13 protein-coding genes are annotated in these 15,140 nt (G+C 63.8%); 7 read left to right on the forward strand and 6 right to left on the reverse strand.

Annotated elements, in window-relative coordinates; translation table 11 throughout:
- Positions 1 to 2: 2 nt before the first annotated feature.
- Entirely contained in the window at positions 3 to 839 is an 837-nt protein-coding gene (kduI, locus tag ACN9M1_RS20355) for a 5-dehydro-4-deoxy-D-glucuronate isomerase (RefSeq protein ID WP_426400699.1), read from the reverse strand.
- Positions 840 to 1,129: 290 nt separating this feature from the next.
- On the opposite strand from kduI, the gene kdgT reads away from it, so the two are divergent.
- The 3 genes from kdgT (at position 1,130) to ACN9M1_RS20370 (ending at position 3,569) form a co-directional block, all read left to right on the forward strand.
- Positions 1,130 to 2,146 carry a 2-keto-3-deoxygluconate transporter gene (gene kdgT, locus ACN9M1_RS20360; RefSeq protein ID WP_426400364.1) on the forward strand — a complete coding sequence of 339 codons (1,017 nt, stop codon included), beginning with the start codon at positions 1,130 to 1,132 and terminating at the stop codon, positions 2,144 to 2,146.
- Between the two features lie 46 nt (positions 2,147 to 2,192).
- Positions 2,193 to 2,651: a nuclear transport factor 2 family protein gene (locus ACN9M1_RS20365; RefSeq protein ID WP_426400366.1), complete on the forward strand. Its 459-nt coding sequence runs from the start codon at positions 2,193 to 2,195 to the stop codon at positions 2,649 to 2,651.
- Positions 2,652 to 2,720: 69 nt separating this feature from the next.
- Complete coding sequence (locus ACN9M1_RS20370) at positions 2,721 to 3,569, forward strand: ureidoglycolate lyase (RefSeq protein ID WP_426400367.1); 849 nt, start codon at positions 2,721 to 2,723, stop codon at positions 3,567 to 3,569.
- On the opposite strand, the gene ACN9M1_RS20375 is transcribed toward ACN9M1_RS20370, so the two are convergent.
- Complete coding sequence (locus ACN9M1_RS20375; RefSeq protein WP_426400369.1) at positions 3,566 to 4,483, reverse strand: LysR family transcriptional regulator; 918 nt, start codon at positions 4,481 to 4,483, stop codon at positions 3,566 to 3,568. The genes ACN9M1_RS20370 and ACN9M1_RS20375 overlap by 4 nt on opposite strands.
- A gap of 142 nt (positions 4,484 to 4,625) precedes the next feature.
- Here ACN9M1_RS20375 and ACN9M1_RS20380 point away from each other — a divergent pair, with 142 nt between their 5' ends.
- The 4 genes from ACN9M1_RS20380 (at position 4,626) to ACN9M1_RS20395 (ending at position 9,871) form a co-directional block, all read left to right on the forward strand.
- Positions 4,626 to 6,014: an MFS transporter gene (locus ACN9M1_RS20380; RefSeq protein WP_426400370.1), complete on the forward strand. Its 1,389-nt coding sequence runs from the start codon at positions 4,626 to 4,628 to the stop codon at positions 6,012 to 6,014.
- A gap of 58 nt (positions 6,015 to 6,072) precedes the next feature.
- Entirely contained in the window at positions 6,073 to 7,431 is a 1,359-nt protein-coding gene (hmgA, locus tag ACN9M1_RS20385) for a homogentisate 1,2-dioxygenase (RefSeq protein ID WP_426400371.1), read from the forward strand.
- Positions 7,432 to 7,739: 308 nt separating this feature from the next.
- Positions 7,740 to 9,011, forward strand: coding sequence for a fumarylacetoacetase (fahA, locus tag ACN9M1_RS20390; protein ID WP_426400372.1), 1,272 nt, complete (start codon positions 7,740 to 7,742; stop codon positions 9,009 to 9,011).
- A gap of 317 nt (positions 9,012 to 9,328) precedes the next feature.
- On the forward strand, positions 9,329 to 9,871 hold the full coding sequence (locus ACN9M1_RS20395; protein ID WP_426400373.1) for a phosphatase PAP2 family protein: 543 nt from the start codon (positions 9,329 to 9,331) through the stop codon (positions 9,869 to 9,871).
- A 74-nt stretch (positions 9,872 to 9,945) separates the two neighbouring features.
- On the opposite strand, the gene ACN9M1_RS20400 is transcribed toward ACN9M1_RS20395, so the two are convergent.
- The 4 genes from ACN9M1_RS20400 to ACN9M1_RS20415 all read right to left on the reverse strand — a co-directional run bounded on the left by ACN9M1_RS20400 (position 9,946) and on the right by ACN9M1_RS20415 (position 15,059).
- On the reverse strand, positions 9,946 to 10,587 hold the full coding sequence (locus ACN9M1_RS20400) for an FMN-binding negative transcriptional regulator (protein ID WP_426400374.1): 642 nt from the start codon (positions 10,585 to 10,587) through the stop codon (positions 9,946 to 9,948).
- 121 nt (positions 10,588 to 10,708) lie between these two features.
- The gene (locus tag ACN9M1_RS20405) at positions 10,709 to 12,007 is read right to left on the reverse strand and encodes a nitrate/sulfonate/bicarbonate ABC transporter ATP-binding protein (RefSeq protein ID WP_426400375.1); all 1,299 of its coding nucleotides are present in this window, start codon (positions 12,005 to 12,007) and stop codon (positions 10,709 to 10,711) included.
- Between the two features lie 5 nt (positions 12,008 to 12,012).
- Entirely contained in the window at positions 12,013 to 13,746 is a 1,734-nt protein-coding gene (locus tag ACN9M1_RS20410) for an ABC transporter permease (protein ID WP_426400376.1), read from the reverse strand.
- Between the two features lie 155 nt (positions 13,747 to 13,901).
- Complete coding sequence (locus ACN9M1_RS20415) at positions 13,902 to 15,059, reverse strand: acyl-CoA dehydrogenase family protein (RefSeq protein WP_426400377.1); 1,158 nt, start codon at positions 15,057 to 15,059, stop codon at positions 13,902 to 13,904.
- Positions 15,060 to 15,140 lie beyond the last annotated feature (81 nt).

The following is a 15,140-nucleotide window of genomic DNA, read 5'->3' on the forward strand; positions in this document are numbered from 1 at the left end:
TGTCAGCGCAGGTCGGCAATGGCGATGTGATCCATGTCGTGGAACACCTGGTTCTCGCCGACCATGCCCCAAATGAAGGTGTACGCCTGCGTGCCTACGCCCGAGTGGATCGACCAGCTCGGCGAGATCACGGCCTGCTCGTTGTGGACGAGGATGTGGCGCGTCTCCTGTGGCTCGCCGAGCATATGAAAGACGGCGGCGTTGTCCGGCAGGTTGAAGTAGAAATAGACCTCCATACGGCGCTCGTGCGTGTGGCACGGCATGGTGTTCCACAGGCTGCCGGGCTCAAGCTTGGTCATACCCATCGAGAGCTGGCAGGTGGGCAGCACGTCCGGCACGATGAACTTGTAGATCGTGCGCCGGTTGCTGGTGGCCGGATCGCCCAGGGTTTCGGGCGATGCCTGGGCCAGCGTGATCGTGCGTGTCGGATACGCCGTGTGGGCCGGCGCGCAGTTGATGTAGAACTTGGCGGGCCGCGCCGCATCGTCGCTGCCAAACACGACGTTCTGCCCGCCTTGGCCGATGTAGATGGCCTCTTCATTGCCGGCGGCGTGGCGCGTGCCGTCCACTTCCACCCAGCCCGGTCCGCCGATGTTGATGGCGCCCAGCTCCCGCCGCTCCAGCAGATGGCTCACGCCCATCGACTTGGCGAGCGACGCAGGCACCTCCACCGGCCGCGTTGCCGGCCACGCACCGCCCACGATGATGCGGTCGATATGGCTGTACGTGAGCTGGAGCGTATCGCGCGCAAACACCCGCTCCACCAGAAACTGGCGGCGCAACCCCGCCGTGTCGAGCGTCTTTGCGTGTTCGCTGTGGATACCCTGTCGTACTTCCATCGGTACTTCCATGCTGTTTCTCCGTGGAGGATGCACCGACACCTACCGCACAGCCGGCTGTTCTGGGTTGGATTGAAGCACAAAAGTCATCAATACGGAACGCCGATCCATATTCGTGATTTGGCGTGTGGCCCGGATGAATAGAGAAAGCCCGAGTGTAATTCTGGCAGTCGGGTAAACGATCACCCGATGAAACCAAAAACATGGAACATCGTTCCACATCATCCACTATAGTCACCCCACGATGCTGGACCCAACCAACCGAGCCCAGAGAGGCGCATGGAGGAGACGTGAAGATCAAGAAGGCGATTGACCGCATTCCGGGCGGGCTGATGCTCGTACCGCTGCTGCTGGGCGCTTGCGTGCACACGCTTGCACCCGACGCAGGCAAGTACTTCGGCTCGTTCACCAATGGCCTGATCACCGGCACAGTGCCGATCCTGGCGGTGTGGTTCTTCTGCATGGGCGCGACCATCGACCTGCATGCCACCGGCGTAGTGCTGCGCAAGTCGGGCACGCTGCTCATCACCAAGATTGCCGTGGCGTGGCTCGCAACGCTGGTGGCAGCGCAGTTCATTCCGGATGAGGGCATCAAGACGGGCATCCTTGCCGGCCTCTCGGTGCTGGCGATCACCACGTCGATGGACATGACCAACGGCGGGCTCTACGCCGCCGTCATGCAGCAGTACGGCACCAAGGAAGAAGCTGGCGCGTTCGTGCTGATGTCCATCGAGTCCGGCCCGCTGGTGAGCATGCTCATCCTGGGTGCGACGGGCATTGCGGTGTTCGAGCCGCGCCTGTTCGTGGGCGCGGTGCTGCCCTTCCTGGTCGGTTTTACGCTGGGCAATCTCGACAGCGACCTGCGCGAGCTGTTCGGCCGCTGCGTGCATCCGCTCATTCCGTTCTTCGGTTTTGCGCTGGGCAACGGCATTGACCTGCACGTGATCGCCAAGAGCGGGCTCCCCGGCCTAGTGCTGGGCCTGACGGTGATCGTCATCACGGGTGTGCCACTGATCCTCGCCGACAAGTTCGTCGCCGGCGGCAACGGGGCCGCGGGGCTGGCGGCATCGTCCACAGCGGGGGCGGCGGTCGCCAACCCGGCGATCATCGGCGAGATGATTCCCAAGTTCAAACCCCTGGTGCCGGCCGCAACCGCACTGGTGGCCACGGCCTGTTTGGTGACGGCGATTCTTGTGCCGATCCTCACCGCCATGTGGGTGCGGCGCATGGGCCGTGCGGCGCCATTGCCGGAACCGGAAGCCGCAGGCCTGCCACCGCACGCCGCACACCGCGAAGCCCATTTCTAAACACGCCCGCGATGCCCCCTACACAAAACCAGAGAGGAGAAGCTCAATGCTGTTGCACACGTTCGCCCGCCGCACTGCAGGCGTTGTCATGACCGCCGTACTGGCTGCCGGTAGCGCCCTCGCCTATGCCGCCACCGATGCTGACACGGTCGCGCAGGCCGTGGAGCGCATGCGCGTCGCCATGGTCGCCAGCGATGGCGCAACGCTCGCCAAGCTGATCGAAAACGATCTCACTTACGGCCATTCGTCGGGCAAGCTGGAAGACCACGCGGCCTTTCTCAAAACGCTGGACGGCACGAATTCGTTCAAGTCGATTGCGCTGAGCAACCAGACCGTCAAGGTGGACGGTGACAACGCCTGGGTGCGCCACGTGTTCGATGCCGTCAACAACCTGCCCGATGGCAAGACCAGCACCGCGCATATCGGCGTGCTCCAGGTATGGAAGAAGCGCCCGGACGGCTGGCGCCTGTTTGCGCGTCAGGCTTATCTTTTGCCGAAGGAGTGATGCGCGAATCGACGGCGGCGGGTCAAATTGATACCGTGATGCCTTCCCCCCAACCGATCTGAACCTTTCATGAAACTGCTGCGCTTCGGCCCTCAGGGCCAAGAGAAACCGGGCCTGCTCGATGCGTCCGGCACCATCCGCGATCTGTCTGGCATCGTCGATGACATTGCAGGCAACGTGTTGTCGGACGCATCGCTTGCCAAGCTGCGCGAGATCGATGCATCCAAACTGCCCACGGTGACCGGCCAACCACGCATCGGCCCGTGCGTCGGCCGTGTCGGCAAGTTCATCTGTATCGGTCTGAACTATGCTGACCACGCGGCGGAATCCGGCCTACCCGTGCCGACCGAACCCGTTGTCTTCAATAAATGGACCAGCGCCATCTGCGGCCCGAACGACAACGTCGAAATCCCGCGCGGCTCCGTCAAGACCGATTGGGAAGTCGAGCTGGGCGTGGTGATCGGCAAGCCGGCCAAGTACATCGACGAGGCCAACGCGCTCGATTACGTGGCGGGCTACTGCGTCATTAACGACGTCTCGGAACGCGAATGGCAGATCGAGCGCGGCGGCCAGTGGGACAAGGGCAAGGGCTTCGATACGTTCGGCCCACTCGGCCCGTGGCTCGTCACGCGTGACGAGGTGCCTGACCCGCAAGCGCTCGACCTGTGGCTAGAGGTGGACGGCTACCGCTACCAGAACGGCAACACACGCACGATGGTGTTTGGCGTGGCGCAACTAGTGGCCTATCTGAGCCGCTGCATGAGCCTGCAGCCGGGCGATGTCATCTCGACGGGTACGCCGCCAGGCGTGGGCCTGGGGATCAAGCCGACCCCGGTTTACCTCAAGCCGGGGCAGACGATGCGATTGGGCATCACCGGCCTGGGTGAGCAGTTGCAGCGCACGGTCTCGGCGGGCTAACGCTCAATCTCTGCAAACCGCTGCGCGACCACGTTGCGCAGCCACTGGTTGCCGGCATCCTGATGAAAGCGCCGGTGCCAGAACACGTTGGTCTGCAACGCCGGTAGCTTGAGCGGCGGCGCCACAAACTCCAGCCCAAACGGCGGCGCCGCGCGCTCGGCCAGCTTGCGCGGCACCGTCACCACCAAGTCCGTCGTGCTGATGATGTACGGCACCGCCACGAAGTGTGGCACCGAGAAGCGCGCCGACTGCGTGATCCCCGCCTTGTCGAGCAACGGCCCAATCGCGTTGTACGGACTGGCCGAACTCGCCACCACGAGGTGCGACGCGGCGCGAAAACGCTCCAGCGTCAACTCGCCCTCCGATAGCGCATGGCCGCGCCGAAACATCGTCACGTAGTCCTGCTGGAACAGGCGACGCTGGAAAACGCTCTCGCCCGACAGATCGTCAAACGCGCCGATGGCTAGGTCGATGGCGCCCGCCTCCATCTCCGCCTTCATATCGAACCCGCCTGCGCGCCGGGTGTCGATGCGCACGCCGGGCGCCTGCTCGGCACACAGTTGGGCCAGCACCGGCATGAAATACACCTCGCCGACGTCGCTCATTGCGATGGTGAAGGTGCGCATGGAGCTGGCCGCCTCAAAGTGCGTGCGCTGGCCGAAGGCGCGTTGCAGCGTGTCGAGCGCCATGGCCACCGGCTCGGCCAACTGCTCGGCAAGTGCAGTCGGCATCATGCCGCGCGGGGTACGCACGAACAGCTCGTCGTCGAAGGTCTGGCGCAATCGCGAAAGTGCATTGCTTACCGCCGGCTGTGACAGGCCCAACCGCTCGGCCACGACGGAAATGCGCTTCTCGCGCAGGATTTCCTGAAACAGCACCAGCAGGTTCAGGTCGACATCCCGCAGGTTCAGCATGGCAGCGCCTCGACATTCATAAAATCAATAGCATCCATTCTCGCATTGATATTCCAAATTTTCAGCCAATCCGGACAATACGCCTCACCCGAACCAGAACGACAGAGCGGCCGACAGATGCCGCCGATACCGGAGACCATCCATGCGCCCTGCCACCGCTGCACCTGCAGCGCCGTCCCCCGCCATTGACCTCGCCCGCCTGATCGACCAGGGCAAAGTCGGCGGCTTCCAGATGCTGCTGCTCGCCATCTGCGGGCTGTGCCTGATCATCGACGGCTTTGATGTGCAGGCCATGGGCTACGTGGCGCCGGCCATCATCAAGGACTGGGGCATCACCAAGGCGAGCCTAGGGCCGGTCTTCGGAGCGGGCCTGTTCGGCATGCTGGTCGGCTCGCTCGTGTTTGGCGTGCTGGGTGACCGCTTCGGGCGGCGGCCGGTGTTGATCGTTGCCACGTTCTTCTTTGCGGCCTGCATGCTGGCCACCACGCAGGTGCAGACGGTGCAGGCGCTGCTTATTCTTCGCTTCATCACCGGGCTGGGCCTGGGCTGCATCATGCCCAACGCGATGGCGCTGGCCGGCGAGTTCAGCCCCGCGCGCTCGCGCGTGACGTGGATGATGCTGGTGTCCTGCGGCTTTACCGTCGGCGCGGCACTGGGCGGCTTTGTGAGCGCGGCGCTGCTATCGCGCTTTGGGTGGCCGGCGGTGTTTCTCGTGGGCGGTCTGGTGCCGCTCGTCATTGGCGTGATGATGGTGCTGTGGCTGCCCGAATCCCTGCAATACCTTGTTCTCAAGGGCGATCCACAAACGCGCCATCAACGCCTCGCGCGCTGGCTGGGCAAGCTTGATCCGACGCTGCGTGTCGATGCGCAAACGCAGTTCGCGGTGCCCGAATCGGCCGCGCAAGGCATGCCGGTCTCTGCGCTCTTCACCGAGGGCCGCGCCAAAGTCACGCTGGTGCTGTGGGTCATCAACTTCATGAACCTGATTGACCTGTACTTCCTGTCGAACTGGCTGCCGACGCTGATTCGCGATGCGGGCTACCCGACCGATACCGCTGTACTGGTGGCGACCGCGCTGCAGGTGGGCGGCGTGATCGGCACGCTCACGCTCGGTCGGTTGATTGATCGCCTCGGCTTTGTGCGCGTGCTGGCCGTGTGCTTCCTGATTGCCTGCGCCACCGTCGCGCTGATCGGCCATGTGGCGGCGGCGCTGCCGGTGCTGGTTGCCATGGTGTTTATCGCCGGCTTCTGCATCGTCGGCGGGCAGCCTGCGGTGAATGCGCTGGCCGCCACGTATTACCCGACCACACTGCGCGCGACCGGCATCGGCTGGAGCCTGGGCGTGGGCCGCATCGGTTCGGTGATCGGCCCCGTGATCGGCGGGCAACTGATCGCCATGCAGTGGAGCGGCCCGGCGCTGTTCTCGGCTGCGGCGGTGCCGGCCCTGGTGTCGTTCGGGATGGTGCTGGCGTTGACGCTGGCCGCCAGTGGCCCGGACGCCGCACGCTTTGCCGCACGCAAACCTGCCTGATCCGTGCGCAACGACTACGCTTTCCTTTGATGCACCTCTTCAACTTGAGGACTTCACCATGAACATGCTCGCTCCGACGGCCCAGAGCGCATCCCCCCTCGCATTCACCCCCGCGTCGCTGGACCACCCCGCTTACCAAAGCGGCTTCGGCAACGAGTTCGCCACCGAAGCCCTGCCGGGCGCGCTACCGCATGGCCAGAACTCTCCGCAGAAGGCGCCGTATGGCCTGTATGCCGAGCAGCTTTCCGGCACCGCGTTCACCGCGCCGCGCGCGCACAACCGTCGCTCCTGGATGTACCGCATCCGCCCGGCGGCCGTGCATCTGCCGTTCGAGGCCATCAGCCAGCAGCGCTTCCACAGCAACTTCAACGAGGTGCCGCCCTCGCCCAACCAACTGCGTTGGGACCCGCTGCCCGCACCCGCCGCCGGCACGGATTTCATCGACGGCATCGTCACCTTCGCCGGCAATGGCGGCCCCGACGCGCAAACCGGCTGCGGCATCCACCTATACGCCGCCAATGCGTCGATGACCGACCGCTTCTTCTACAACGCTGACGGCGAACTGCTGATCGTGCCGCAGCAAGGCCGTCTACGCCTGCTGACGGAGATGGGCGTGGTCGATGTCGAGCCACTGGAAATCGTCGTCATCCCACGCGGCGTACGCTTCCGCGTCGAGCTGCCGGACGGTGAAGCGCGCGGGTACATCTGCGAGAACTTCGGCGCGCTCTTCCGCCTGCCGGATCTGGGCGTGATCGGCTCCAACGGCCTGGCCAACCCGCGTGATTTCCTCACGCCGCACGCCTGGTATGAAGACCGCGAAGGTGATTTCGAACTCGTCGCCAAATTCCAGGGCAACCTGTGGACCGCCAAGATCGGCCACTCCCCGCTGGACGTGGTGGCTTGGCACGGCAACTTCGCACCGTACAAGTACGACCTGCGCCTGTTCAACACCATCGGCTCGATCAGCTACGACCACCCGGACCCGTCGATCTTCCTGGTGCTGCAAAGCCCCTCCGACACGCCGGGCGTGGACACCATCGACTTCGTGATCTTCCCGCCGCGCTGGCTGGCGGCCGAAAACACCTTCCGCCCGCCCTGGTTCCACCGCAACGTCGCCAGCGAATTCATGGGCCTCATTCAAGGCGTGTACGACGCCAAGGCCGAAGGCTTCGTACCCGGCGGCGCCAGCCTGCACAACTGCATGAGCGGCCACGGCCCTGACGCGGAAACCTTCGAGAAAGCCAGCAACGGCGACACCAGCAAGCCGCACAAGGTAGACGCCACCATGGCCTTCATGTTCGAAACGCCGGCGGTCATTCGACCAACGCGCTTCGCAGCCGAATCGGCACAACTGCAAGCCAAGTACTTCGAATGCTGGCAAGGCCTGAAGAAGCATTTCGACCCAACCAAGCCCTAAAAAGAAGAAACATCCACCTCGGCGCCAAGGCAAGCCCCCAGAAGGTGTGGCCGTTGATGCCCTAGATGGCGCCTTGAATTTCTGTTGCAGATAGGAAAAAGGAAGGGGAACTGTCTGAGCGCAGCGAGTTTTCCCCTTCCCCTCTCTGCGACATAAATTCAAGGGGAAGTCGCCATCTCGGGCGCGCCTTTCTTTGCTTACTTTCTTTGGCAAGACAAAGAAAGTGAGTCGCCCCCGGCAGGGGGTGAAACAGAGGGTGAACCGACAGCGTCAACACAAACCGACAACAAACAAACCACCGCCCCATCATGACCAAACGCCAACTCAGCTGGCTCGAATCCGCCAACACCCCCGACACCCACTTCCCGCTGGAGAACCTGCCCTTCGGCATCTTCTCCACCAAAGAGAACCCCTCCCCGCGCGCCGGCGTAGCCCTGGGCGACCAGGTCATCGACCTCGGCGCGCTGGATGACGCAGGCCTGCTGCCCGCATCCACGCGCGGCGTGTTCCGCACCGGCAAGCTCAACACCTTCATCGCCCTGGGCAAGCCCGTGTGGCACGAAACCCGCAAGAAGCTGCAAGCACTCTTCAGCGTGGCCGACACGCACGTGCGCGACAACGCCACGCTGCACGCCCGCGCCCTCGTGCCGCAATCCCACGCCGTGATGCACCTGCCGATCGACATCCCCGGCTACACGGATTTCTATTCCTCCAAGGAGCACGCCACCAACGTCGGCCGCATGTTCCGCGACCCGGAAAACGCGCTGCTCCCCAATTGGCTGGAAATCCCCATCGGCTACAACGGCCGCGCCAGCTCGGTGGTCGTGAGCGGCACACCACTGCACCGCCCGATGGGCCAGATCAAGCTGCCCGACCAGCCGCGCCCCATCTTCAGCGCCTGCCGCAAGCTGGACTACGAACTGGAAATGGCCTTCGTGGTTGGCAAGCCGAGCTCGCTTGGCGAGGCGGTGTCCGTGGATGCCGCACCGGACCACATGTTCGGCGTGGTGCTGCTCAACGACTGGAGCGCCCGCGACATCCAGCAATGGGAATACGTGCCGCTGGGCCCGTTCAACTCGAAGGGGTTCGGCACGTCGATCTCGCCCTGGATCGTGACGATGGAAGCGCTGGAGCCGTTCCGCGTGGCCAACCCGGTACAGTCGCCAGAGCCGCTGGAATATCTGCGCCAAAGCAAACCCAACGCTTACGACATCGCCCTCGAAACTGCCCTGCGTCCGCACGGTGGCCAGCGCACCACCATCGCCCGCACGAACTTCCGCGCGATGTACTGGACGATGGCGCAGCAGTTGGCGCACCACACCGTGTCCGGCTGCAACGTGCGTGTGGGGGATCTGATGGGCTCCGGTACCATCAGCGGCACCACGCCCGATTCGTACGGCAGCCTGCTGGAGCTGACCACCAATGGCAAGCAGCCGCTGCAACTCGGCGATGGCACAACGCGTGCCTTCCTGGAAGACGGCGACGAAGTCATCATGACTGGCTGGTGCCAGGGCGACGGCTATCGCGTCGGCTTTGGTGACGTGCGCGGCGAAGTGCTGCCGGCTCGCAGCGTGAAGTAAGGCCCTAAAGCCCGGTTAAAGATCCGCCGACCCGGCTTCCGCAAATCATCGCGGGAGCCGCTTCAACGCCAGTTGAGTGCGTAAAGACATCGCTCGGATTGCGCAGCGTTTTTTTAAAAACCGCCAATTATGATCAATCGTTAATACAACGAACAACGCATTGGCTCGCCTAATTCCCCTTGGTCATGCATAATCCCGGCCCTTAAACGCTGAACGGGCCTCGCCGTTAAGCGCATCACTGACCTTGCAGGCGTGTCACACCTCGTCGTTCGATGCATACCTCTGACTACATTATCAATCTGACGCTGAGCGCCATCATGATTGTGGGTGCCTACCAGTTCTACTTCTGGTGCCAGCGCAACCCAATGCGCCCGACCCGCACGTTCCGCTCCCCGCTTGATGAAGCGATTCCGTATTGGCCTTTCTGGGCCTGGATCTACAGCTTCCTGTATTACCCTGCCATTCTGTATTTGAACCTGCTGGCGCCCAGCCCGGCAGCATTCACGCGCATGGCCATCAGCTTTATCCTCCTGCTGTTCATGCAGATGGTGTTCTTTGTGATCTTTCCGGTTGAAACGCCGGAGCACTGGCGCGAATTGAACCAAGGTAAAGGATTGAGCGAGCGCTTCCTGCAATTCGTGCGCCGGTTTGATGCCGCATCGAACTGCTTCCCGAGCATGCACACCTCGGTTGCCATGCTCACGGCGTTGTTTGCGCTGCCGACGATCGGTCCGATTGCGTTTGCGTTTCCGCTGCTGATCGGTTTGAGCTGCCTGTTCACCAAGCAGCACTACGTGCTGGATCTGCCCAGCGGCGCCGCGCTCGGCTGGCTGGCCTACCAATTCCACGGTTGGCTGTAATCGACTGACTCAAACGCAGCCTGCTCCGCAGATCATGCGGATGTCAGGCTGCCGCTGCTGCCTTTCCCCGCGTTTCAGCTCTCTGCCTTCGCCGCAAGTGCGGCCAGCATGGCGTCACCTACCACGTCTTCGCCGTTGGCTTTGAGCGCCTCCCCCGCGCCGCGAATATCGCGCGCTTCCTTGTTCTGGCTCAGCTTGAGCTTGCCTTCCAGGCGCGTGATTTCGATCTCGATGCCGACAATCATGTTGAGCAGCGAATCGGTGTAGTCCGCCGGCGCATCCGACATCTTCCACGGCACCGGCTGCGCGGCCTCATGCGTGCGCGTGAGGCGTGCGACCACGCCGCGCACAAAGCGCTCATCGTCGCGGATGGTGATGCGGCCATGTGCGTGCGCCACGCGGTAGTTCCACGTCGGCACCTGCTTGTGGGCTTCGTGCTTGCTCGGGTACCACGTGGGCGAGATATACGCGTCGCCCGCACGGAAGATGACCAGCACCTCATCGCCGTTGGCCACGTCTTGCCACACTGGGTTGGCGCGCGCTACGTGGGCGTGCAACACACCGAGCTGGCCCTCTTCCGGCAGCAGCAGAAACGGAATGTGGTTCGCGTCGAGCCCATTCTTGCCATGCGTGACCAGCGAGCCAAACGGGTTCTGCGCGATCAGCGTGTGGAGCACCCCGGTGCGCGATTCATCGAAGTGGGCGGGAACGTACATAACAAGCTCCAAAGCAGTGGCGGTGGACACGCAAATCAGCGGACATTGTGGCGCCAAACCGGCACGCGATATAGAGCCAGCACGCTACCGTTTGCGGGTACCAAGCCCCACGCCGGCTACGTCAAGCGGCGCTGAACATGTGCGTGCGGTCGTCGTAGTTGAAGAGGCCGGCGTAGCGGCCCCAGTCGATTGCGGTACGCAAGCTGGCTTCAGCATCGGCGGCATTGAGGTGGTCTTGCAGCTCGAGTGCGAAACGGGCACGTGGCGCGCGGCGCCCCTCGCGCTCTCTCAGTACGTCCAGGATGCGCGCCGCCAGTGGCACAAACCGCTGCAGGTGCTCGCGGAACAGACGCTTGCGCGTGTCGTCGTCGCTTTGCGCAAAGACGCGGCCGGCGGCCGTCAGCTTGAGCGTGCCGCCATGCAGGTCGGCAAACTCGAGCATGTGCAGCGCGGTGGCAATCGGAAACAGATCATGCAGCGACAGCATGAGTGCCGCGGCAATCTTGGGCAGCTCCACGCAATTGGCGTTTGCGGGGGCGGCCAGCGCTTCGATCAACTCGTCGATCTGGTGGCCAGACACCGCCGGTAGACGCATGGCCAGACCGCTGCGCGCCTGTGCCCGCGCATCCAGCGTGTCAGTCAGGCGCGCCGTCAAGATGGCATAGATGTCGTTGACGATGCTCTGGAATGCCGCATCCAGCCGGTTGCGCGGCTGTGGCAGCGGCACCTCGATCTCCGCCACGATATGGCCCGGATGGGCGCCCAGCACGAGGATGCGGTCGCACATCAAGACCGCCTCTTCGATGTTGTGCGTGACCATCAGCACGGCCCGCGTCGACAACTGCTGCTGGCCCCATAGATCGAGAAAATCCGTGCGCAGCGTCTCGGCGGTGAGCACGTCCAGGGCAGAGAACGGCTCGTCCATCAGCAGCAGCGTCGGCTCGCTGACCAGTGCGCGCGCAAACCCGACACGCTGGCGCATACCACCCGACAGCTCGCGCGGAAACGCCGATTCAAAGCCATCCAGCCCGATCAATTCAATGGCCGCCATTGCACGCTTGCGTGCCTCGTTCAACGGCAGGTTGAGGGCATCCAGCCCCAGTTCGACGTTGTCGAGCACCGTCAGCCATGGGTAAAGCGCAAAGGTCTGGAACACCACCGCAATGCCTTGTGCCGGGCCGGCGAGCGGCTGGCCGCAATAGCGCACCTCGCCCGATGTCGGTTGGACCAGCCCTGCAGCGATACGTAGCAAGGTCGATTTGCCCGACCCGGAGCGGCCCAGCAGCCCGAGGATCTCGCCGTCGTGCACCGCCAGGTCAATACCGGAAAGCACGGCAAGGGGCTCGCCAGACGGCTTGGCAAACGACTGACAGACTGCGCTCAACGCGATGATGGGGGCGGCAGTAGACGGTTTCGACATGGCGTTCAGTCCAGCCGCATGCGGCGCTCCGCATAGGCATACAGGGGCCGCCACACCAGGCGGTTCGTAGTAATCACCATCAACGACATGACCGCAATGCCGAGGGCAATGCGTGGGTAGTCGCCAGCCGCCGTCATTTGGGCGATATAAGCGCCCAGTCCGTCGGCGTGCAACTGCACAGCGCCCCAACTCACGGCTTCCGCGACGATGCTGGCATTCCAGGCGCCGCCCGATGCGGTAATCGCGCCCGTCACATAGTAGGGAAGGACGCCCGGCAGCATCACCTTGCGCCACCAGTTGGGCGGACGGATGCGGAAGCTGGTGGCGGTTTCGCGCAGGTCACTGGGGAACGCCGCCGCCCCCGCGATGACGTTGAAGAGGATGTACCACTGCGTCCCCAGAATCATGAGCGGGCTCAGCCAAATATTGGGTGACAGCCGGAAATGCACGATCAGGAACACCGCCACTGGAAACAGCAGGTTGGCCGGAAACGCCGCCAGAAACTGCGCCACGGGCTGCACCCGGGCGGTCCAGCGCGGGCTCAGGCCCACAGCCACGCCGATCGGCACCCAGATGACGGACGCCAGCGCAATCAGCACCGCCACGCGTGCGAGTGTGAACGTGCCAGCGCGCGCCACGGTAGCAACGTCCGCCCACGACACGGCCGGCCCCGCAATGCGGTAGAGCGCCATCGCGGCATAGCCTACGCCCGCCGCGCACAGCACCACCCAGAGCGCATCTGTCAGGCGGCGCGGCATGGCCACCCTCCACGCATCCGGCACAGGCGTCCAACGCAGGCGTGCACGCGCGGCCTTGTGCAGAGCGACGCCCACGGGCGCCGTCAACCGCTGCATCCAGACGGATCGGTGGAACAGATCAAGCAGCCAGCTTTTTGGCGCGACCTGGCTGGCCGTCTGCTCGAAGCGAAACTTGTCAGCCCACGTCACCATCGGACGGAAGAGCAACTGGTCAACCAGCACGATCGCCACGGCCATCGCCAGGATGGCCCAGCCGACCGCGCCCAGATCCCGCTGTGCAATCGCGCGCGCCACATACGCGCCGACGCCCGGCAGCGCAACCTGCACGTCGCCCACCGCAATCACCTCGGACGCCACCACAAAGAACCACCCGCCCGACATCGACATCATCATGTTCCAGACAAGACCGGGCATGGCGAACGGCACTTCCAGCCGCCAGAATCGCTGCCAAGCGGACGCGCGAAAACCTCGGCTTGCCTCGTCCAGATCCGTGGGGATGGTGCGCAGTGCCTGGTAGAAGCTGAACGCCATATTCCAGGCCTGGCTGGTGAAGATGGCGAAGATGGCGGCCAGCTCTGCCCCCAGCACATTGCCCGGAAACAGCGCCATGAAGAACACCACGGTGAAGGACAGATAACCGAGAATCGGCACCGATTGCAGCACGTCCAGCAGCGGAATCAGCACCCTCTCGGCACGCCGGCTCTTGGCCGCCAGCGTTGCGTAGGTCACGGTGAAGAGCAGGGACAACGCCAGCGCGGCCAGCATGCGCATCACGGTGCGCAGCACATACCCCGGCAGCGCCAATGGCGAAAGCGAAACATCGGGCTGGGTGGCCACCACGAGCGGCCCCACCATCTGCCGCGCGCCACCGCCCAGCAGCAGCACCATGCCAAGCACAAGCAGCATGGCCAGCAGGTCTCGCCAACGCGGAATATGCGGCAGCCATCGGCCACCGTTCAGCACCTCGGCATGGTGCTCCATGGTCTTCCCCTTCGGGCCAGCGGGCACGGGCACGGGCGCCGGCAATACCGGCCGCCCCACCCACCATCAAATATGGTGGACGAAGCAGCGAACCGGCCGTTGATGCACATCAACGGCCTGGGGTTCGTCATGGAACCGTCATCAGGACGGGCAACTCAGTCGCGCAGGAGGTTCTTGGCGATGATGAGCTGCTGGATCTGCGTCGTGCCCTCGTAGAGGCGCAGCAGACGCACATCGCGATAAAAACGCTCCACCTTGTATTCGGCGATGTAGCCCGCGCCGCCGTGAATCTGCACAGCGCGGTCCGCCACGCGGCCGACCATCTCGGTGCAGAACATCTTCGTGCAGGAGGCCAGCATGCTAACTTCATGGTCCTGCTTGCCGACAGGCTTGGCGTCATAGCGGCGGGCGCAGTCGCGCACCATCGACATGCCGGCGTACAGCTCGGCCTGGCTGTCAGCCAGCATGGCCTGGATCAGCTGAAAATCGGCGATGGGCTGGCCGAACTGCTTGCGCTCCTTGGCGTACGCCACAGCGTCGGTAATCAGGCGGTGCGCCATGCCGCATGCCAGCGACGAGATATGCAGCCGGCCGCGATCGAGCACCTTCATCGCCGTCTTGAAGCCCTGCCCTGCCACGCCGCCGATGATGTTGGCAGCGGGCACACGCACGTTCTCGAGCACGACGTCGCACGTCTTGGTGCCGCGCTGCCCCATCTTCTTGTCCGGTTTGCCGAGCGTGATGCCCGGCGTATCGGCCGGCACGATGAAAGCCGAGATGCCACCCGCGCCTTCGCCACCCGTGCGCGCCATCAGCGTAAAGGCTCCGGCGCGTGGTGCATTGGTGATGAAGCGCTTGGTGCCGTTGATGACGTAGTGGTCACCCTCCAGCGTGGCGCGGGTCTGCAGCGACGCCGCATCCGAACCCGCGCCCGGCTCCGTCAGCGCAAACGAGATGATCAGATCACCGCTGGCGATGCGCGGCAGGTAATCCGCCTTTTGCGCATCGGTGCCGTCCATCAGAATGCCCTGCGAGCCGATGCCGACGTTAGTGCCGAATACCGAGCGGAAGGCCAGCGCCGTGTGCCCGAGGTCGTACCCCACCTCGCATTCCTGCGCCATCGACAGGCCAATGCCGCCGTGCTCCTCTGGAATCGACAGCCCGAACAGGCCCATCTCCTTCATGTCGGCCACGATGTCGGCGGGCACGTCGTCCTCGTCTTCGAGGATGTTTTCCGCGGGCACCAGCCGTTCGTTGATGAAGCGCTGCACCGATTGCTGCAGCAGGCCGAAGGATTCGTCGTCGAGTGCCATGTCGCTGGTTCCTGTGGGATGTTCCCAACGATGGTACCGGGTTGTCGTGTTTTGACAATCTCACCCTATATCAACAGAATG

The sequence above is a fragment of the Ralstonia sp. R-29 genome, assembly GCF_049913345.1.
Classification (GTDB): Bacteria; Pseudomonadota; Gammaproteobacteria; order Burkholderiales; family Burkholderiaceae; genus Ralstonia.